This is a genomic window from Paenibacillus lentus (genome assembly GCF_042714055.1).
GTDB lineage: Bacteria > Bacillota > Bacilli > Paenibacillales > Paenibacillaceae > Fontibacillus > Fontibacillus lentus_A.
This window is the reverse complement of record NZ_JBHGVC010000013.1, coordinates 28,059-47,493: the sequence shown is the minus strand read 5'-3', so window position 1 is coordinate 47,493 and position 19,435 is coordinate 28,059. Positions and strand designations below refer to the sequence as shown.

General features: G+C 51.1%; 18 protein-coding genes. 11 read left to right on the top strand and 7 right to left on the bottom strand.

What is annotated here, in order from left to right; genetic code table 11:
- Positions 1-247: 247 nt before the first annotated feature.
- Positions 248-520: a hypothetical protein gene (locus ACE3MQ_RS22475; RefSeq protein WP_379396929.1), complete on the bottom strand. Its 273-nt coding sequence runs from the start codon at positions 518-520 to the stop codon at positions 248-250.
- A 241-nt stretch (positions 521-761) separates the two neighbouring features.
- Here ACE3MQ_RS22475 and ACE3MQ_RS22470 point away from each other — a divergent pair, with 241 nt between their 5' ends.
- Positions 762-1,076: a DUF418 domain-containing protein gene (locus tag ACE3MQ_RS22470; RefSeq protein ID WP_379396927.1), complete on the top strand. Its 315-nt coding sequence runs from the start codon at positions 762-764 to the stop codon at positions 1,074-1,076.
- Positions 1,077-1,487: 411 nt separating this feature from the next.
- A complete protein-coding gene (locus ACE3MQ_RS22465) occupies positions 1,488-2,558 on the top strand; it encodes a bifunctional 3-deoxy-7-phosphoheptulonate synthase/chorismate mutase (RefSeq protein ID WP_379396925.1) in 1,071 nt (356 codons plus the stop codon).
- A 97-nt stretch (positions 2,559-2,655) separates the two neighbouring features.
- On the opposite strand, the gene ACE3MQ_RS22460 is transcribed toward ACE3MQ_RS22465, so the two are convergent.
- A complete protein-coding gene (locus ACE3MQ_RS22460) occupies positions 2,656-3,906 on the bottom strand; it encodes a Fe-Mn family superoxide dismutase (protein WP_379396923.1) in 1,251 nt (416 codons plus the stop codon).
- Positions 3,907-4,000: 94 nt separating this feature from the next.
- Positions 4,001-5,002, bottom strand: coding sequence for an alpha/beta hydrolase (locus tag ACE3MQ_RS22455; protein ID WP_379396921.1), 1,002 nt, complete (start codon positions 5,000-5,002; stop codon positions 4,001-4,003).
- 248 nt (positions 5,003-5,250) lie between these two features.
- On the opposite strand from ACE3MQ_RS22455, the gene ACE3MQ_RS22450 reads away from it, so the two are divergent.
- Complete coding sequence (locus ACE3MQ_RS22450) at positions 5,251-5,997, top strand: IclR family transcriptional regulator (protein WP_379396919.1); 747 nt, start codon at positions 5,251-5,253, stop codon at positions 5,995-5,997.
- A gap of 68 nt (positions 5,998-6,065) precedes the next feature.
- On the opposite strand, the gene ACE3MQ_RS22445 is transcribed toward ACE3MQ_RS22450, so the two are convergent.
- The 3 genes from ACE3MQ_RS22445 to acnA all read right to left on the bottom strand — a co-directional run bounded on the left by ACE3MQ_RS22445 (position 6,066) and on the right by acnA (position 10,457).
- Positions 6,066-7,163, bottom strand: a complete 1,098-nt coding sequence (locus ACE3MQ_RS22445) for a DUF1648 domain-containing protein (RefSeq protein WP_379396917.1) — start codon at positions 7,161-7,163, stop codon at positions 6,066-6,068.
- The gene (locus tag ACE3MQ_RS22440; RefSeq protein ID WP_379396915.1) at positions 7,163-7,567 is read right to left on the bottom strand and encodes a GntR family transcriptional regulator; all 405 of its coding nucleotides are present in this window, start codon (positions 7,565-7,567) and stop codon (positions 7,163-7,165) included. Before ACE3MQ_RS22440 ends, ACE3MQ_RS22445 begins: the two co-directional genes overlap by 1 nt.
- Before the next feature lie 172 nt (positions 7,568-7,739).
- On the bottom strand, positions 7,740-10,457 hold the full coding sequence (gene acnA / locus ACE3MQ_RS22435) for an aconitate hydratase AcnA (RefSeq protein ID WP_379396913.1): 2,718 nt from the start codon (positions 10,455-10,457) through the stop codon (positions 7,740-7,742).
- A gap of 209 nt (positions 10,458-10,666) precedes the next feature.
- On the opposite strand from acnA, the gene ACE3MQ_RS22430 reads away from it, so the two are divergent.
- The 8 genes from ACE3MQ_RS22430 (at position 10,667) to ACE3MQ_RS22395 (ending at position 18,003) form a co-directional block, all read left to right on the top strand.
- The gene (locus ACE3MQ_RS22430; protein ID WP_379396911.1) at positions 10,667-11,677 is read left to right on the top strand and encodes an amidase domain-containing protein; all 1,011 of its coding nucleotides are present in this window, start codon (positions 10,667-10,669) and stop codon (positions 11,675-11,677) included.
- A 170-nt stretch (positions 11,678-11,847) separates the two neighbouring features.
- Complete coding sequence (locus ACE3MQ_RS22425) at positions 11,848-12,945, top strand: D-alanine--D-alanine ligase (protein ID WP_379396909.1); 1,098 nt, start codon at positions 11,848-11,850, stop codon at positions 12,943-12,945.
- Between the two features lie 77 nt (positions 12,946-13,022).
- Entirely contained in the window at positions 13,023-13,346 is a 324-nt protein-coding gene (locus ACE3MQ_RS22420; RefSeq protein ID WP_379396907.1) for a hypothetical protein, read from the top strand.
- Positions 13,343-14,344 carry a UV DNA damage repair endonuclease UvsE gene (uvsE, locus tag ACE3MQ_RS22415; protein WP_379396905.1) on the top strand — a complete coding sequence of 334 codons (1,002 nt, stop codon included), beginning with the start codon at positions 13,343-13,345 and terminating at the stop codon, positions 14,342-14,344. The genes ACE3MQ_RS22420 and uvsE overlap by 4 nt, the downstream gene beginning before the upstream one ends.
- A gap of 121 nt (positions 14,345-14,465) precedes the next feature.
- On the top strand, positions 14,466-15,236 hold the full coding sequence (fabI, locus tag ACE3MQ_RS22410) for an enoyl-ACP reductase FabI (RefSeq protein WP_379396903.1): 771 nt from the start codon (positions 14,466-14,468) through the stop codon (positions 15,234-15,236).
- A 211-nt stretch (positions 15,237-15,447) separates the two neighbouring features.
- Entirely contained in the window at positions 15,448-16,302 is an 855-nt protein-coding gene (locus ACE3MQ_RS22405; RefSeq protein WP_379396901.1) for an inositol monophosphatase family protein, read from the top strand.
- A gap of 58 nt (positions 16,303-16,360) precedes the next feature.
- Positions 16,361-16,612, top strand: coding sequence for a hypothetical protein (locus tag ACE3MQ_RS22400; protein WP_379396899.1), 252 nt, complete (start codon positions 16,361-16,363; stop codon positions 16,610-16,612).
- A gap of 89 nt (positions 16,613-16,701) precedes the next feature.
- The gene (locus ACE3MQ_RS22395) at positions 16,702-18,003 is read left to right on the top strand and encodes a stalk domain-containing protein (protein WP_379396897.1); all 1,302 of its coding nucleotides are present in this window, start codon (positions 16,702-16,704) and stop codon (positions 18,001-18,003) included.
- A gap of 101 nt (positions 18,004-18,104) precedes the next feature.
- Here the strand turns inward: ACE3MQ_RS22395 and ACE3MQ_RS22390 are convergent, their stop codons facing one another.
- Entirely contained in the window at positions 18,105-19,418 is a 1,314-nt protein-coding gene (locus ACE3MQ_RS22390; protein WP_379396895.1) for a glutamate-1-semialdehyde 2,1-aminomutase, read from the bottom strand.
- Positions 19,419-19,435 lie beyond the last annotated feature (17 nt).

The following is a 19,435-nucleotide window of genomic DNA, read 5'->3' as shown; positions in this document are numbered from 1 at the left end:
GTATAATGAGCTGGCAATGCTACTGCGCGGGATTGTCATTGACGGCAAATTTGTACTCATATTTTCTTTCTTGTTTGGTTTTGGCATGGTATTGCTGCAGGAGAGTAGTCAGGCCAAAGGAATAAGTTTCAACCGCATTTATATCCGAAGATTAACGGCTTTATTCTTGTTCGGTTTAATCCATGGAATCTTTATCTGGTATGGAGACATTCTGACCCATTATGCGCTTCTCGGCTTTCTCCTCATGCTATTTCAGCGCTGCAAGCCGAGAACGATGCTGATTTGGTCTCTGATCCTGCTGTTGATCGTTCCCGTCCTGGTGACGGGGGCTAGTCTGTTGAACGACTCTGCAAGCCAGGCCTTTCAGCCGATAAGCCAAGCGGATGCCCGTCAGATAGGGGTATATTATCAAGAGCGGGATACCGCCATTTACGGCGAGGGAACCGTTGCCCAGATTACCATTCAGCGGGTGAATGATTATATTAGCTCCATCTTTAATATGCTGCTCTTTTACCCGCAAATATTAGGCATGTTCTTGATGGGGGCCTACTTCTGCAAACGCCGAATATTGCAAAAGGTTCAGGAGAACCGGAAGAGAATCCTTCGGCTGGTCATCCTTGGCGGAAGCGCCGGTCTTGTGCTTCAGCTCATTCTAACGCTGGCGAAAGGGCTTCCGTTCTGGGGCGAGGGGGCAACTTTGTTCGTAGGGGCGCCGCTCTTAGCTCTGGCCTTTATCGGAATGTTTGCACTTTTATACCAAAATGATCTGGAAGAAGGTACTCCATTGGTTTTCCTACCCTGGAAAAATGGCCTTCACGAACTATCTGCTTCAATCGGTTCTTTGCGGATTGATCTTTTACAGCTACGGTCTGGGATGGTATGGAATGATCGGGCCGGCCTGGCAAATGTTGATTGCTGTCATCATTTTTGCGCTGCAAGCGGTATTTAGCCGGGTCTGGTTAAATTGGCTTCCGATCGGACCCCTCGAATATGTTTGGCGTCTGTTCACCTATTGGGGAAATCCGCTGAATCGAGGCGAGAGAGGGAATGTTGCTCCTGTTCATGAAGCACAATGATTTAAATCTTCACTGCATCAATGCACCTAAGCTTTAAATAAAAGCCTTGCAATTTTGATCCGGGGTGTAATACAATGCTTCTAAATTAACCAACACGATATGTTCAAAAAAGCGATGATGGAAAGAGTAAGCGAAAGAACGTTCCTGACAGGAAAGGGCTGCCACCGACTGAGAGCGCCCGGGCGAAGGTTTTCCGCTGAAGTTCATTCCGGAGCTGGTAGGCTGATAATCTGCATGCTTCGTGCAGATGGTAGGTTTACCCGTAACCCTTGCGTTAAGAGGTTCAAGTGAGATATGCTTGCTTTTTTCGGCATATCTAATAAGGGTGGTACCACGACTCCTCGTCCCTTTCCGGGCGGGGGTCTTTTTGTTTTTATAAACCAGAAAAAAAATGTGAGGGAGAGATTTCAGATGAGTCAAGGACGTTTGGAACAATTAAGATCGGAGCTCGATTCCGTTAATCTTCAGCTGTTGGAGCTGTTGTCGGAGCGGGCACGAATCGCCCAGGAGATCGGTCAGGAGAAGCAAAAGCAGGGAGTTCCTGATTTTGATCCGGTACGCGAGAAAAAAATGCTGGATGCTCTGGTGGAGCATAACCAGGGTCCTTTCGATAATGAAACAGTGCGTCACTTATTCAAACAGATTTTCCAGGCATCGTTGAAGCTGCAGCAGGTCGATCATAAGAAGCATTTGCTGGTCAGCCGGAAGAAGAAGCAGGAAGATACGCTGGTTCAAGTGGGCAGCACGGTGATCGGTGGCGGCACACCGGTGATGATTGCAGGGCCATGCTCGGTTGAAAGCTATGAACAAGTACGCCAGGTTGCAGCTGCCCTGAAGGAAGCGGGCATGACGGTAATGCGCGGCGGTGCGTTTAAACCGAGAACATCGCCTTATGATTTTCAGGGCTTGGGTATTGATGGCCTGAAAATTCTGAAGGAAGTGGCATCCGAGTTCGGGCTGAAGACGATTAGTGAAATCGTGGACCCAGCGCATATTGAGCTTGCGTGCGAATACATTGACGTCATTCAGATCGGCGCACGGAACATGCAAAACTTTGAGTTGTTAAAAGCGGCCGGCAACGTTAAGACGCCGGTGCTGTTGAAGCGTGGTCTCGCGGCTACGATCGATGAGTTCGTGCACGCTGCGGAATACATCGTTTCTCGCGGCAATACGCAGGTGATGCTGATTGAACGCGGCATACGGACGTACGAGAAGGCTACGAGAAACACCTTGGACATCTCGGCAGTGCCGATTCTGAAACAAGAAACGCATCTTCCGGTGCTGGTGGATGTGACGCATTCTACAGGGCGCAAAGACATCCTGGCCCCTTGTGCCAGAGCGGCTCTAGCTGCAGGCGCAGACGGTGTCATGGTTGAGGTGCATCCCGATCCGGCAACAGCACTCTCCGATGCGGCGCAGCAGCTTAATATTCCGGAATTCCATGATTTCCTGGCAAGCGTGAAGAAGTCGGGATTGCTTTAAAAATTGTAGTTTTCAAATGGTAAGATATAAAGGAATGAGGAAGGCTGCTTTTCGGAGAGGTTCCGAGAGGCAGCCCTTTTTGTTTGTGGATATTAATTTAAAACGGCTGCCATTTCAGCTTCCTCGCCTTTTCGAATCTTTCGGCTACCTCCGGCCAGTAGACGAGATGCCACCAGTCTGCGATGTATTTGGCACGTTCGCTCTGGTGCTTGAGATAATAGGAATGCTCCCAAACATCCAGCGCGAGCAGGGGAACAACGTCCCATTGCGATAAATTTTGATGCTTTTCTGCCGTCAAAATCTCCAAACGGTGAGCACGCGGGCTCCAGACGAGTATCGCCCAGCCTCCGCCCTCCACTTTATCGGCGGCATTGGTAAATTGATTCTTGAAAGCATCGTAGCTGCCGAAGTCTTTGCGGATTTGTTCGGCTAGTTCGCCTTGGGGTTTGCCTCCGCCTTTAGGATTCATCGTATCCCAATAAATGGTGTGGAGATAATGGCCCGCGCCATTAAAGGCCAACTCGCGCTCCCAATGCTTCACGAGGTCAAAGTTGCCGGATTTACGTGCTTCCTGAAGCTTCTTCTCGGCTTTATTCAAGTTATCGACGTAGCTCTTATGGTGGATGTCGTGGTGAATTCGTACTGTTTTCTCATCGATATGCGGCTCCAAAGCGTTGTAGGGATAGGGCAGAGGAGGCAGCGTGTGTCCGCCGATCGGTACGGGATCGTCTGATTTCCGGGAATCGTCACTAAGGTGTAGGGGGGCAGCATCTTCGAGGGAAGCCGATTCCCAATTGGCTTCCGTTGCAGTTACCGGTTCTGAAGAGACTTGCGGATCCATGCTAAACGGCTGATAAGGAGAAGCAGCAATTTGCTGCAAGTCAGCAACCTCAGGAAGCTCCTCGGTATTTCGTTTAATGGCTCCGGGGGAGTTCAGCGTTTCCAGCACGCCTAGGAAATACTCGGACTCGCGAATAATGTGGAGCAGCACGGTTTTCGCCAGCGGAACAGTTTTCACGGCTTCGCTGCAATCTAGGATGTAATAGAGCTGTCTTATGAATTCCTGAGACTGACGGAACGCCGTATCCAATAAACGCTCAGTCTGCTGGATCAATTGCGGTTCGCAAGCAGCTTCCTGAGAGGACATTGCATATTGCAGCAATTGATTGGCGACTTTTGTCGTCTCATCAAATACTTTTTTCCAATCATCCAGTAACTGGACGTAATAGGGTTCAAGTCCGGGAACGATCGCTTTGATTACATCGGTATGCTCGCTCTCCTGCTGCTTCCAGAAGCGGATTTCTTCCAGGATGCGGACAGGCAAATATGGCCCGTAAACTAATAGCATCGGGTTAGCCTCCTTCACGTTTAATCGCCATTAACAGCTTATGCGAATGAAGGCTTGGCTTATGCTATCCTTAATACGGGCCTGTCAAATCATATTATTTGCCGGTTTCGATCCGGCTTAGGAATTTGGACACCTTGCGCAAATATTCTTTCGGATGCTCCCGGAATATCATCTCATGATGGGAGCCTTCCACGATCCATACTTCGGAAGCATCGTTTGTTTGATTCTCGGCCAGTTTTTCGGCAATCGGATAAGGAGCCTTCTCGTCTTCCGTCCCATGAATAAACAAAGTCGGGAACGGGTAGTCCTTTGATTTGACCTCTGCATACGGAATTTGGCGCATGCTCGTACCGTTCAATACAGGCAGCAGCAGGCCTATGATTTCCAGAGAGGGCCGCCGAGGCAGGTCGATATGCTGGCGAATATTATGGTACATCGTATCCGGCTCCAACAGGAAGGTGCTGTCCAAGATCATGCCGTCGATATCCTCGCTCGTCAATGCGGCTTGCAGAGCCGTTCCTGCTCCCATAGAGAATCCCCATACGACGATTTTCTCCGCGCCCCGCTGCTTAGCTAGATTGATCGCTCCCTGCAGCTGCTCGGCTTCTTTATTCCCGCCTGTAGCTACCTCTTTGCTCTTCTGCGATGCAAATCCGTAGTCGAACATCAGGACATTATAGTTAAGCCGGTTGGCATAGTGAGCCAGATCGTACATAGGCACCCAGGGCTCCTCCCGGTTTGCGCCGTATCCATGGCTGAACACTATAGTCTTGCGGGAATCCTCGGCGGGAATGTACCATCCTTGCATCATGCGGCTGCCGTCCGCTGCCGGAAAGAGGACATCGTCATACGCGAGGTTCTTGGAAAGCTTTGGATTAGAATATAAAGGAGCCACGTTCGGATTGGATAATACCCAGGCAATATAGCCATGAAGAACAATGAAACAAAATAGCAGGAAAAATAGAGCGGACAACAGCAGGGCGACTAAAATATGCTTGAGGCTGACATGCCGTGCAGTCAACACATCGATCGATGGTGATGGAGTGTCTTTCAGTCCTGAATTCAAGGGAAGATCACTCCGGGTTGTTGGACTCATGTTCTTCCCCTCCTCATCGTATTAATACAATATATGCTCGGTAATACCCCAAGATCAGAGACTAGGCTGGAATAATAGTTTATGTCGAATCGGGGCGAATCTTATAGAAATATCGTAAGGCAATAGGTTTAGTAAAGTCAATGATAGTGTGATAAAGCACATACAGTGCATTGACGATTCATAAAGGATTACATATAATTTATGTAACCACGTTTCACGTAGTGAAACTTATGGAGAGGTGAGGTCGGATGGAAGACCGTAAATTAACCGTGCGCGCGGTCGAAAGAGCGCTTGATATATTAATGTGTTTTACGAAGGGAAATGAGCTGGGATTAACGGAGATAGCCAGCAGTATCGGACTGCATAAAAGCACAGTACATCGGCTGATGACGACGCTTGAGGAGAAGGGCTTCGTAATCCGTGATTCGGCAACGGAGAAATATCGACTCGGCCTAAAAATATGGGAGTTATCCGCGCATTTATCGCAAAGCGATGATCCCGCTGTATTGCTGCTTCCGCAAATGGAGCAGCTTCGCGATCGGCTTGGAGAGACGGTCAGCCTGTATTTGCGGGACGGCACAGACCGCTTGAGAATTCAAGCGGTTCAAAGCAACCAGGCTATCCGCAGGGTCGCAGCAGTCGGTGCGCGGCTGCCGCTGTATGTGGGCGCCTCTAGCAAGGTGCTGGTAGCCTATGCCGATAAATCGGTATTGCAAGCCGTGCTGGATAGTCCTGACTGGCCGACATCGGTAGATAAAGCACAATACGTCGCGCAGCTCCAAGATATCCGGAAGCTGGGATTTGCAACGAGCTATGAGGAGCGGGAGCCTGGTGCAGCTGCGGTATCGGCGCCGATTTTTGACCGAAACGGGAAGGTGGCCGCTGCTTTGTCCGTCTCCGGGCCGGTCAGCCGGCTGTCGCCGGACACATTGATTGAATTCGGCCCCGTGCTGGTTGAAGCGGCGCGGGATATGGGCATGATGATCCATGCCTAGCATTGTTAAGGGTATGTCAAAAGGAGAGGCCTTGAAGAAGGGCCTCTCCTTTTTTGCAGGTTGTAGATTTACCCGCCGAGGAAAATAGCAAGGGCAATGATGATGACAATAGCTAACAGAATAAACCAGACTGCAGGATGGGCGAAATTGATCGTCCAGCCGATGCCGAATCTCTTTTCCACGGAAAATGAAGGGTCGTTCGGATTATAGTAAATACTGCCCAGCTTCCAATAAGCGTCGTCGTTTGCCGGCTGTACTTGCGATCCAGTCTCGGGTCGCTGCACGCGGCTGCCTCCTTGGCCGGTCGTAAAGGAGAGAACGACAGCGAAGAGTACGACGAATATCGGAATCAGCAAGCTGACGAGCATTATGGTGCTGCTTTCGATCGGGTATATCATGTTTAGCTGAATAAACGAGAACAGGCTTACCATAGCCAGACCCGACAAGAAGGTGAACATCGACCAGCGGCGGCGGAAAATCGCATTTTGCTGGATGGAACGCTCCGGGTTTCCAGCGCTGATTTGCTGCTTGCTCCGCTGGATGCTGTAGTTCACAAAAATAAATATGGCAATTATAAGCAATTGCATTATATTGGGAAATAATACGGTTGCGTACGACTTTGCTGCACTGTTGATCACGTTGCCCTGCATATCAAATTTCAAGGTAATCTGCTCAGGAATTCTATCGTAGTATATGAGTGCCGCCGCAGTACTAATGAGTGTCAAACTAATGTGGATAATGTACCATTTGTTCGATAGAATAAGCTTTTGCCGGCGGAAGGAGGTATCGACAGCAAGGATTGTTTTTCCTTTAGCCGTCGCGGGTAGGGTTGCCTTCATTTTTTTCATCTTGAAGTGAAAGAGCAGATTAAGCGTGACTGAAGTCAGCACGATCAAGCCCATGAGGGCTCCGAGCAGGGCGCCCTGCAGCATCGCATTACTTAACATGGACACGTACAGCCCGACAAAAAGCACAGGAATGTAAATGATCAGGCTGATCGTCGCGTACCGTTTGCGCATTTGGCGAAGCGGCTCGCTGCGAAAGGTTTCCTCGCTGACCGAAATGCCGAAGCTCATGGTCTCTCTCGTTAAATAAGGCATGAAAGCGAGGGAGGCTACGATGGGAATAAACATGAGTACGAGCGTAAGTGTAAATAACAATGGCATTATGCATTCTCCTTTCCCTTATCGTTCTCTGTAATTTCCTTATGAAGCTGTTCAACCGTTTCAATCAACTGCTGCTTGCTCATCCCCCGGCATATCGCTTCTGCCACAATCGGCTTCAACTGGCTATGCTGCTTTGTGATGAACTCTTCAGTGACCGGAGGCATGCCGTCGGGATCGACTACAACGCCGCGTTGGCGGTGCACCTGAATATATCCATCCTGCTTTAGCAGGGTGTAGGCCTTGTTCACCGTATGAAGGTTAACACCGATATCCGAAGCTAGGCTGCGAACGGACGGGAGGGGCTCGCCGAGCTTCAGGCGACCGCTCGCAATGCCTTCGATAATTTGATTGACCAGTTGGGTGTAAATGGGCACCTCCGACTGCATATCAAGTTCTATAATCAAAATGGCACCTCCATATGATATGTGTTATACATCTACTATAACAGTTAAAACACATATTATCAATATTTTAATTGCCGATTTTAGTCAGAAAGCGGCAGAAAGAATTCCAAAAAAAAAGAAATGCCCCACTCGATAACGAGTAGGGCATTCCTTGTGAAGAGAATAATTAATATTAATTGCCTGCTTGGATCATTTGCCGCAAGACAGTTTGGAGAATACCACCGTTGTGGTAGTAATCCACATCGACCATGCTGTCGAGACGTGCAGTGACCATAAACTCAAACTGTGTGCCGTCTTGGCGGGTCGCCACAACAGTCAACTGTTGTCCAGGCTTCACGTCATTGCTAAGTCCGATAATATCGAACGTCTCTGTACCGTCGATCCCTAGCGTCTTCCAGCCATGACCTTCTTGGAATTGAAGCGGGAGAACGCCCATGCCAACCAGGTTGCTGCGGTGAATCCGCTCAAAGCTTTCTGCGATGACGGCTTTTACGCCAAGCAGATAGGTTCCTTTGGCAGCCCAGTCGCGGGAGCTTCCCGTACCGTATTCTTTACCGGCGATGACGACGAGATTTTGACCATTGGCTTGATAATTCATCGAAGCATCATAAATGGACATAAGCTCATCTGTAGGCAAGTACTTCGTTACGCCGCCTTCTGTTCCAGGAGCAACCTGGTTGCGAATCCGAATGTTGGCGAACGTGCCGCGCATCATGACTTCGTGGTTGCCGCGGCGGGAGCCGTAGGAGTTGAAGTCCTTGCGGGCTACGCCGTGATCGTTCAAGTAAGTGCCTGCCGGGCTCGTAGGTGAAATGTTACCCGCTGGAGAGATATGGTCAGTGGTTACCGAGTCTCCAAGCAGAGCCAGCACGCGGGCACTGCGGATGTCAGCGATGTCCTGCAGTCCGTCACCGATTCTCTCAAAGAATGGCGGGTTCTGAATGTAAGTGGATTTCTCATCCCACTCATACAATTCGCCTTCCGGAACCGGAATCGCATTCCAGCGCTCGTTTTGAGTAAATACGTTCTCATATTTGCTGCGGAACATTTCCGGTTTCACGGAAAGACCGATCGCTTCTTTGATTTCCGCCGAAGTTGGCCAGATATCCTTCAAATAAACCGGCTGATCGTTCTGGTCGTATCCGATCGGATCGTTTTGCAGATCGATATTTACCGTACCAGCCAGCGCGTAAGCGACAACAAGCGGTGGAGAAGCCAGGTAGTTGGCCTTGACCTGAGCGTGCACGCGGCCTTCAAAGTTCCGGTTGCCGGATAGTACCGCAGCTACCGTAAGGTCGTTGTCGGCGATTGCCGCGCTAACCTCATCCGGAAGCGGACCGGAGTTACCGATACAAGTTGCGCAGCCGTAGCCGGCAACGTGGAAACCAAGCGCTTCAAAGGAATCGATGAGTCCGGCTTTTTCCAGGTATTCGGTAACGACAAGGGATCCTGGAGTCAAGCTGCTCTTTACATAGCCTGGCTTCTTAAGACCGCGTTCGACCGCTTTTTTCGCCAGCAATCCGGCGCCGATCATAACGCTTGGGTTGGAAGTATTCGTACAGCTCGTAATTGCAGCAATAACGACAGCGCCCGTTCCGAGCTCGCTTGTGCTGCCATCCGGATGCTTTACGGCTACCTTTTGGTTTACTTTCTCATCGCTAAGTCCGTATCCGCCTTTATCGATCGGAGTACGGATAATGCCGTTGAAGTTCTCCTTCATATCCGTCAATTCAATCCGATCCTGCGGACGTTTCGGGCCTGCAAGGCTTGGTACGACAGAAGCCAGATCCAGCTCGATCAGATCGGTAAACTCAGGATCTACGGTGCTGCTTGTACGGAACATGCCTTGTGCTTTGTAATAAGCTTCAACGAGAGCGATTTGCTCCTCGGAACGGCCTGTGCTGCGCAGATAAGCCAGCGTCTCGTCGTCTACCGGGAAGTAGCCGACCGTGGCGCCGTATTCAGGTGCCATGTTAGCCACTGTTGCGCGGTCAGCAAGGCTGATGTTGGCAAGACCCGGGCCGTAGAACTCGACGAATTTGCCGACGACGCCTTTTTTACGCAGCATTTGCGTTACAGTAAGGGCGAGGTCGGTCGCCGTAGCGCCTTCCGTCAAGCTGCCAACCAGCTTAAAGCCAATAACTTCAGGTGCAACGAAATAGAGCGGTTGACCAAGCATGCCTGCTTCGGCCTCGATCCCGCCGACACCCCAACCAACCACGCCAAGGCCGTTGATCATCGTCGTATGGGAGTCGGTTCCGACGAGGGAATCCGGGAATACGACGGTTTCACCGTCGATGGTCTTGGTAGCGGCTACAGAAGCCAGATACTCCAGGTTGACCTGGTGAACGATTCCTGTAGCGGGCGGAACGGCGCGGAAGTTATTGAAGGCCGTCTGTGCCCAGCGCAGGAAGCGGTAGCGCTCCTCGTTGCGCTCGAACTCGACCTTCATGTTGTATTCCAGCGCTTCCGGCGTACCGAAGGCATCGACCATAACAGAGTGGTCAATAACGAGATCCACCGGCACGAGCGGATTGATTTGTTTCGGATCTCCGCCGGCTTTCTTAACGGTATCGCGCATCGCGGCAAGGTCAACAACGACAGGGACGCCTGTGAAATCCTGAAGAACGATACGGGCAGGAATAAACGGAATCTCTTTATTCTCGTCCCGGCCTTCGCTCCAGCCGGCGATTTGCTTCACATGCTCCTCCGTAATGGCTCTGCCGTCAAACTGTCGAACGGCTGCTTCAAGCAGCACTTTAATGGAGAACGGCAGCTTGGAAATCGGGCCTAGCCCTTGCTCTTCCAACAATTGCAAATCATAGTAACGGTAGTTCTTCCCGCCGACTTCAAGGCTGCGGGAGACAGAGAAAAAATCCTTTGTTGACATGAATGTACCTCCTTGTTTCACTAGATGAAACGGTATTTCAAAATTATCACTACATTAAGTATACCGTCCTCCTTGTTGCGAGTAAAGAACTTTTTGTTGGCAGATCGCTTGTTCTTATGGTATGAGGGCGCTTGCCCGGCGCTTTTTTCCGGCACATACTCGTTCCTGTTCTTTCATATAAATGGGAATGATGAGGAGGCGATTCCAAAGTGAGCGATGAATGGAGAAGAACACTATCCTTATATGTGAATCAGCACAACCAGGACGAGGTAGATTATCGTCCCAGACCTGAGGGAGCCGATGCTGTTGTGGCTGATTTGGAATATTTGCTGCACCGCGGCGAACGCAAACGGAGGCTCCAGGAATGGTACAAGGAACGCAGAGCCACCCCGCTTCGATGTGAGACTCGGGCTAAACTGCTGCGGGAGATCGAGAATCGCGCCGGCGAGATTGAAGTCGAACTGCAATTAGCTCGCAAGACGTATTATGAAAAAGGGGGCACCCGCCATCAAGAGGAGATTATTGACAGGCAGCGTCTGACGCTTGAACGGGAGGGGAGCGGATGGATTATTACGCGGATCGAGCAGCCCGTAGACGAGCGTCATGCTCCGTTCAGACTGCCATACGAGGCTGAACGTGAGGAGGGAAATGCTCCCGGAAAGCTGCCGGGTCCCTATCTCAACAAACAAGTGCTTGGTTCCCGAAGCTCGCGCAGCACTCCCTATCGCCGAGAGGATGCCGTTTTGTACGCCGATCGCTGGTGGGATGGCTTTAACCCGGAATTTGCCGCATTTGAAGTGGATTGCACCAATTATATATCCCAGAGTCTCTTTGCAGGAGGGGCTCCAATAAACTATACTGGAAAAAGAGAATCAGGCTGGTGGTATAAAGGATATATCAAGGGCCGGGAGGCATGGAGCTATAGTTGGTCTGTCTCCAATGCGCTGGAGCGCCTATTGACCTACAGCGGATCAGGACTCCAGGCGGAAGCCGTGGAGAGACCGGAACAGCTCCAATTGGGAGATGTCATCATTTATGATTGGGACGGAGACGGCAGCTATCAGCACAGCACGATTGTGACCGCGTTCGATGCCGGCGGCATGCCGCTGGTGAATGCCCATACGACCCCGAGCAAGCATCGTTACTGGGATTATCGGGATTCATATGCCTGGAGCGAGAACACCGTGTACCGTTTTTTTCGGATTGCGGATTATTTTTGAGATGATAGAATTATTAAGTTTTCAGCAGAGCTGAACAAATCTATAATCGCAAGAAAAACTACCGTTAAATGCGGTCTGGCTCTTGGAAAGTACGTCGATAGACGTTTTTCATGACATAGAACATCAAGATACGACGAATATTTATGACGATCAAAAGAAAGAGGTTACTCATGGGACAAGACAAACTCACCGTTGGACTTATTTACGGCGGTAAATCGGGAGAACACGAAGTATCGCTGCAAACGGCCCTGGCGGTCTCACAGGCATTTAACTACGAAAAATACGAGATACTGCCTTTTTATATTACGAAGCGCGGGGAATGGCGGGTTGGAAGCAAGCTCTCCGGCCCGTTCGGGGCTTTGGAACAACTGAAGCTGGAGGACGGGGCGAAGGATACGTCCGCTGCTATGAATATGCTGTTCGAGAAGCTATCGACAGGTGCCAGCACTATTGACGTAGTATTTCCTTTGCTTCATGGCACGTATGGCGAGGATGGCACGATTCAGGGCTTGTTCGAAATGGCAGACCTGCCGTACGTAGGTGCGGGCGTGTTGGCTTCAGCGGCGGGGATGGACAAAGTTGTCATGAAGAAGCTGTTCGCTGAAGCAGGGCTGGAACAGTGTGAATATTGCTACTTCACAGCTTCAGAGTGGAGTCGGGGCAGCCATGCGATCGTTCAGGGGATCGAAGAGAAGCTGGGGTATCCTTGCTTCGTAAAACCGGCCAATTTGGGCTCCAGCGTCGGTATATCCAAAGCCAGATCACGTGAAGAATTGTTGGCTTCCATAAGCACGGCTTTGCACTACGATATAAAAGTGATCGTCGAAGAATTCGTGGACGCCCGCGAGATCGAGGTTGGTGTGCTCGGAAATGATGAGCCGATGTCATCGGTTCCCGGGGAAATCGTATCTTCGAGCGAATATTATGACTACCAGGCCAAATATTTGGATGGCAAATCGCAAATGCTAATTCCGGCAGAACTGGATACGGAGCTTGCGGAGGAAATTCGGGATCTGGCCGTCAGAGCATTTAAAGCCATTTCTGGCAACGGGCTGTGCCGGGCGGACTTTTTTGTAAAAAAATCGGATCAGACGATATGGATCAACGAAGTAAACACCATGCCCGGATTTACACCGTACAGCATGTATCCGCTGCTTTGGCGGGAGACGGGGGTCTCTTACGAATCGCTGCTGGATCGGTTGATCAAGCTGGCTTTGGAGCGGTATGAGGCCAGACAAAACCTCAATTTCGAAAATGGCATACAATAAAAATGGCAATAATTCTAATATTCATTTTCATATATCCGAACATGTGGCTGGAATTATGATGGAAAGGAAGATCGATTATGGGCTTTCAAACCGAATTCAACTCCGTATGTAAATTCAAGAATGAGCAGGAGCTTTACGAGCTGCTGGAATATGGGCGCGGCAAAATGCTGAAGGAAGGGCTGCGCGTATATCCAACGGGGCAGAAGGTGATTGCTTATTCGCCGGAAAACAAGGCTGTAGCCATCGTCAAAATCACGGCCTGCGTATCTGAAATTAATTTTAACGGGAAAGAGGTCACGTCGGTGGAGCTTCAGCTTGTTCGTCAATTGACAGAGCAGGAAGCGGCCGTACAGACGGCGCTTGCGCATGAAATGTTCTTCGGGGACGTGGAGACCGCTTGATCGTTCGCTTCGGTTACGTAGCTATGTCGACGGTCGTTGGGAATGCCTCTCCATCTAAGACGATGACTTACAAGACGTTCAGCAGTCTGAACGACCGTGAGGCGGCGGTGCGCCGTCTGGAATCTATTGCGGCAGACAATTTGCATAACACGCTGCGGCTTTTGCGGCATAACGAGGCATACGATATTAAAGTATATCGCTTCTCCTCCAAGCTGCTGCCTTTAGCGACACATGATGCTCTAACCGATTGGAACCCCTATGAAGCGCTTAAGGAGCAATTTCAGGCTGTTGGGGATTTTGTGAAAAAACACGATATGCGCGTTTCATTTCATCCGGATCATTTTACGGTGTTAAGCACGCCGCGACCGGAAGTGCTGCATAACTCGATTCGCGACCTTCGCCATCATGTGGCGATGCTCGATGCCATGGGGCTGGACGGACGGGCGAAGAACAATATTCACGTTGGCGGTGCCTATGGAGACAAGCCGTCCGCAGCCGAGCGTTTTCGGGAGAATGTTTCCGCTCTTCCCGACAGCATCAAGCGGAGGCTTACGTTCGAGAACGACGATAAAACGTTTAATGCCCCCGAGACGCTGGAGCTATGCGAGGCGCTGGGCATTCCGATGGTGCTCGATATTCATCATCAATGGGTGAACAATGAAGGGGAGCAGCCTGCGGATTTGTGGCCGCGTATATGGCGTACATGGCAGTCGCCGTTTGCTCAGGCCGACTCCTTCAGTGCCGATCCGCTCCCGCCGAAAATTCACGCCTCCAGTCCAAAAAGCGCGAGCGACCCCAGGGGACATGCCGATCACGTCATCGCCCGGCCGCTGCTTGACTTCCTTCGCTCCATCGCCCCCTTAACCGAGCGGGTGGATGTAATGCTGGAAGCGAAGCTGAAGGACGGCGCGCTATTTGCGCTGATGGAGGATTTTCGCAAATATGAAGGAGACGGCGTCGAAATTCTTAATGAGGCAAGCGTTCGAATCATCCCTTAGAGCTTGAAAATAACACCGAAATAAGGTAAGTTGAACAAAAATAAACCAAAGTCAGATGATTTAACCAAATGAAGTAAAAGCTACACCAAAATTTAGCGTTTAGTTGGAGGTATGTTCTAATATGGGAGATCTACTCGCAGGAAAAAATATTATCGTTATGGGGGTGGCTAATGATCGCAGTATCGCATGGGCCATCGCTCAAAGCTTGGCGGAGCAGGGCGCGCGTTTGGCGTTTACATACGAGAGTGAACGGGTGGAAGGCCGGGTACGCAAGCTGGCAGAAACGATTCCTAACTCGCTGATTCTTCCTTGCAACGTAACGGTCGATGAAGATATCGACAGGCTGGCTGATAGCTTGAAGAGCGAGTTCGGTGTGCTGCATGGCGTAGTGCACAGCATCGCATTTGCGAAGGCGGAGGATTTGGCAGGAGAATTTGCGGATACGTCCCGCGAAGGCTTCGCGCTGGCGCACGACATTAGCGCATACTCGCTCGTAGCCGTATCGAAACGCCTGGCGCCATTAATGACAGAAGGCGGCAGCATCATGACGATGACTTATATGGGATCCGAGCGCGTCATGCGCAACTATAACGTCATGGGCGTTGCCAAGGCAGCCCTGGAAGCCTCTGTCCGCTATTTGGCGAATGATCTCGGGCCGAAGAACATCCGCGTCAATGCGATTTCGGCTGGGCCGATCCGCACGCTTGCAGCCAAAGGCATCAGTGATTTCAACTCGATTCTGAAGCAGGTTGAAGAGAAGGCTCCATTGCGTAAAACGACTGAAACGGCAGAAGTGGGCGACACTGCGATGTTCCTGATTAGTCATCTCTCCCGCGGTATTACAGGAGAGGTTATATTCGTAGACGGCGGTTACAATATCGTCGGCGCATAATGTCACTTAATGTTGAAGAAAGTTCGTTTCCGGAGCAGGTTCCGAACCTGCGCTGGTCACGGGCTTTTTCCATAAGGGAGGGCAAATTCGGTCAAGCCGCCCGAATATAGCCCGAACCGGGGTAAAAGGATGCAACTTTGCACTGCTCAGGGCGTATAGTTTTAAAAGGCAAAGAATTACAAGATTAAGATAGAAAGTAGAGTGAAATCTAGTGGAACCAAACGACAACGTGGTGGGCAGTAAAAGTCCGACAGCTGTAGCAATCAACTCCGCATCCAAAGCGGGTGAGTGGATTAAGAGCAGACTTGGCATGTTCAAACAATTAGATACAAAGCTATCGCCACAGGATTTGGTGACGGATGTCGATAAAGGTGCGGAGCTCATGATCCGCAAGCTGATACTTACTCATTTTCCGGATCACGATATTCTTGGGGAAGAAGGAGTACCGCCGGGTGCGGCTGCTTCAGAGGCAGCTTTAGCCAAGGCGAGCACTTCGGAGTATTTATGGATTGTCGATCCGGTGGATGGCACAACGAATTTCGTTCATGGCTTTCCGTTCTTTTGCGTATCGATTGCATTAGCCTATCGCGGCGAGGTCATTGTAGGCGTTATTTATGATCCGATCCGGGATGAGTTATTTGTAGCTGAGAAGGGGAAAGGGGCATATGTTCACGGTAATCCAACCCAGGTATCGGAGGATGCGGATTTATCCAGCAGCGTGTTGGCTGTGGGCTTCAACCCCGATCGCCAGTTCGCGCTGCCGGCAAATATGAAAGGCATTAATGCCCTGGCGCTGCAGACACGGAGCATCAGAGCGGGGGGCTCGGCCGCCCTGCATCTTGCTTATGTGGCAGCAGGCCGTTTGAGCGGGTATTATGAAATAGGGCTGAATGCTTGGGATGTAGCGGCAGGTGCTCTGCTTGTGAAAGAATCGGGAGGAATCGTAACGGACACGGCAGGGAATCCTTATCATCTCGGCGTGCGTCATCTAGTGGCGACAAACGGAAAAATTCACGACGAGCTGCTTCAATCCTTAAAAGCAGCGGATGCTACCGGCATTCAGTGACATGATTTTCTATTCTGTAATTCCTTAACGCATTTTGATGATGAAGGAGTGTATCAGGATGAGCGAAGATCGCGAGAAGTTGGAGAAGGAGCTTAGCGAATTGCTGAGCGAAGTCGAGGAGACCAGTGAGGAGGAACGGCTGGAAGAAACGCGAAAAAGGCTTCCGCATAAGTATGAAATCCGTATTCAGACGGAGCTGGATCCGATCGTGGAGGAAACGCTGAAATATCGCAGCATGGCGAAAGAAATTGATGGTCGGTATGATGAGTATTTAAAGAAACCTGCGCGTGGCGACAAAGGCCCTGAGTAATCAGGGGCCTTATTTCCGTTAGAACGACTTTAGAAGCTAAACCGTCCGAGCCTTACCAGGTTGCGCATAATGAGGAGTGAAATAGTATATTGTTTGCAAAAAGATGGAGTATTCGATGTGCGGCAGCTAGCCTGATTATGTTTGCAGTGCTGTTGTCTTTTCCGGTAAACTGCCTGACTGCCGCCTCTCGGTCTATAAACGAAGACAAAGCCCTTCAGCAGGCTATGACGATTCGAATGGAGCAGCAAGCCTACCATATTGTGGCTCTAGGCGATTCGATCAGTGCGGGCTATGAGCCGGGCATGAACGAGCAAAGCGTTCCCTACGGCTATGTTGAACGGCTGCGGGAGCAAGGCTTGTATCACGGTCGGACAAAGGTTTACAATTACGGGATTCTAGGGCTGACGAGCAGCGGACTTAAAAATTACGTCTCGGCTATTCAAAGCGGCGGAGTTATCAAGCCCGAAATGATTCAGCGAGGCGTGCCGGATCCGCGCATCTCCGCCTTCGCGGCAGGGATTGCCGATGCTAGAGCAGCTATAGAGCAGGCTGACCTGATTACCATTACGATCGGCGGAAACGACTTGTACAGTCTGCTCACGGATATAGAGACCTACAGCGCGACCGAGATCGAGGCTAAAGGGCGAGAGCTATTGAATGCTTATACGCTCAACGTGCAGGAGGTCATCGATGATTTGACGGAGATCAATCCTCATGCCCAAATCATCCTGATGGATCAATACCAGCCGGTGCCCAAGATGATCGTCGGTTCAGCCTATAACTACTTGCAGAGTGCGGCAGATACGTTCACGGCGGCGGTTGAAGGGCTTGCCGGCGAGTATGCAGGACAAGGCAAGCTCATAAAGGCTGCGCATGTTGCGAAGGCGTTCAAGGGGCGGGAAATTGCGTTGACGCATATTTTTCCGTCAGGGGATATTCACCCGAATCAAGCGGGATACGAAGCGATCGCCAAGGTTGTTGCCGAGGAGGTATGGGGAAGCTACCGGGAGCCTGCTGCTTTGAAGGAAGGCGTGCCGGTTCATGTCGTGGTCAAAGGCGAGAAGCTGCAGACCCCATATGCCCCGGTGCTTCGGGACAATCAGACCTTTCTGGCGCTGAAGGACATTACGGAGGCGATCGGCGCTTCAGCTGCATGGGATAGCCGCAGCAGCACGGCTGAAGTAACGTACAATGGCCGGACGGTTATCATCCCGATCGGCTCTAGCGAGATCATCGCTAACGGGGTGTCAGTTGCTACGAATAGCCCGGCTTTTCTGAATAAAATCGGGCAGGAATCCAAAACCTATGTTCCTTTAGCGCTCCTTGCCCAAGGGTTAGGCTTAGATGTTCAGTATGCAGAGAAGAGCAAGACCGTATTTATAAATTTATAACTTATAGCTGCAGCGATCCTAAATAGAAGAGAGGGCGGCCCGCAAGATCATGCGGGCCGCCCTTTGTGCACGTTATATATTTTACTTTAGGATTCTCTATTCTAGCGGCCGCTGATTTCACGGAAGGAGGCGTCTGCCGCATCGAGCGTGAAATCAATATCTTCTTCCGTATGGGCTGTGGTGAGGAACCAGGCCTCATACTTGGAAGGAGCCAGGTTTACGCCTCGATTCAGCATGGCCCGGAAGAAGGCCGCGAACATGTTGCTGTCGGTATTCTGCGCTTCATCATAGTTGGTTACCGGACGGTCGCAGAAATGCGTGGAGAAAGCTCCGGCAATACGGTTGATCGTCAGTGGAATACCATAGCGCTGCGCGGAATTCGCCAGCCCGTTCGTCAGCTTGACGGCGAGGCGTTCCATTTCCGGATAGACACCCTCCTCCTGCAATACTTCCAGACAGGCGATTCCGGCGGAAATGGAGGCCGGGTTGCCGGCCATTGTTCCGGCCTGATATGCCGGGCCGAGCGGCGCGACCTGCTCCATGACTTCCTTGCTGCCGCCGTAAGCGCCGATTGGCAACCCGCCGCCGATGATTTTGCCTAACGCGGTCAAATCCGGCTGAATTGCATCATGGTTGGCCAGACCGCTAAACGTCTGGGCTGAGCCGTAATGGAAGCGGAAGGCGGTGATCACCTCGTCGTAGATGACAAGCGCCCCGTACTGCCGGGCGAGTCTGCACAAGTCTTCGAGGAAGCCTTCCTTCGGCATGACCATACCGAAGTTGCCGACAATCGGCTCGACCATTACCGCGGCTACATCGTCGCCCCATTTGTCCAGGGCAGCCTGCAGCGCTTCAGCGTCATTAAACGGCACAGTAATCACCTCATGGGCGATGCTGGTCGGGATACCGGCACTGTCCGGAATGCCCAGCGTGGAGGGCCCTGAACCCGCGGCAACCAGCACGAGGTCGGAATGGCCGTGGTAGCAGCCGGCAAATTTAATGATTTTATTGCGCTTCGTATAGGCGCGGGCTACGCGAATGGTCGTCATGACCGCTTCCGTCCCGGAATTGACAAAACGGACCTTGTCCATGGAGGGAATCGCGTTCTTCAGCATTTTTGCCAGCGTGATTTCCAGCTCGGTGGGAGTCCCGTATAAGGTGCCGTTCGCGGCCGCTTCCTGAATGGCGCGGATTACATGCGGGTGCGCATGGCCGGTAATGATCGGGCCGTAAGCCCCTAGATAATCGACATAGCGGTTGCCGTCTACGTCCCAGAAATGGGAGCCTGCCGCTTTGTTCATAAAAACGGGCGCCCCGCCCCCAACCGCTTTGAAAGAGCGGGAGGGGCTGTTGACGCCGCCGACGATATGCTTGAGAGCTTCTTCGTATAAATATTCTGATTGAATCCGGTTCATGAGGACCAACTTCCTTT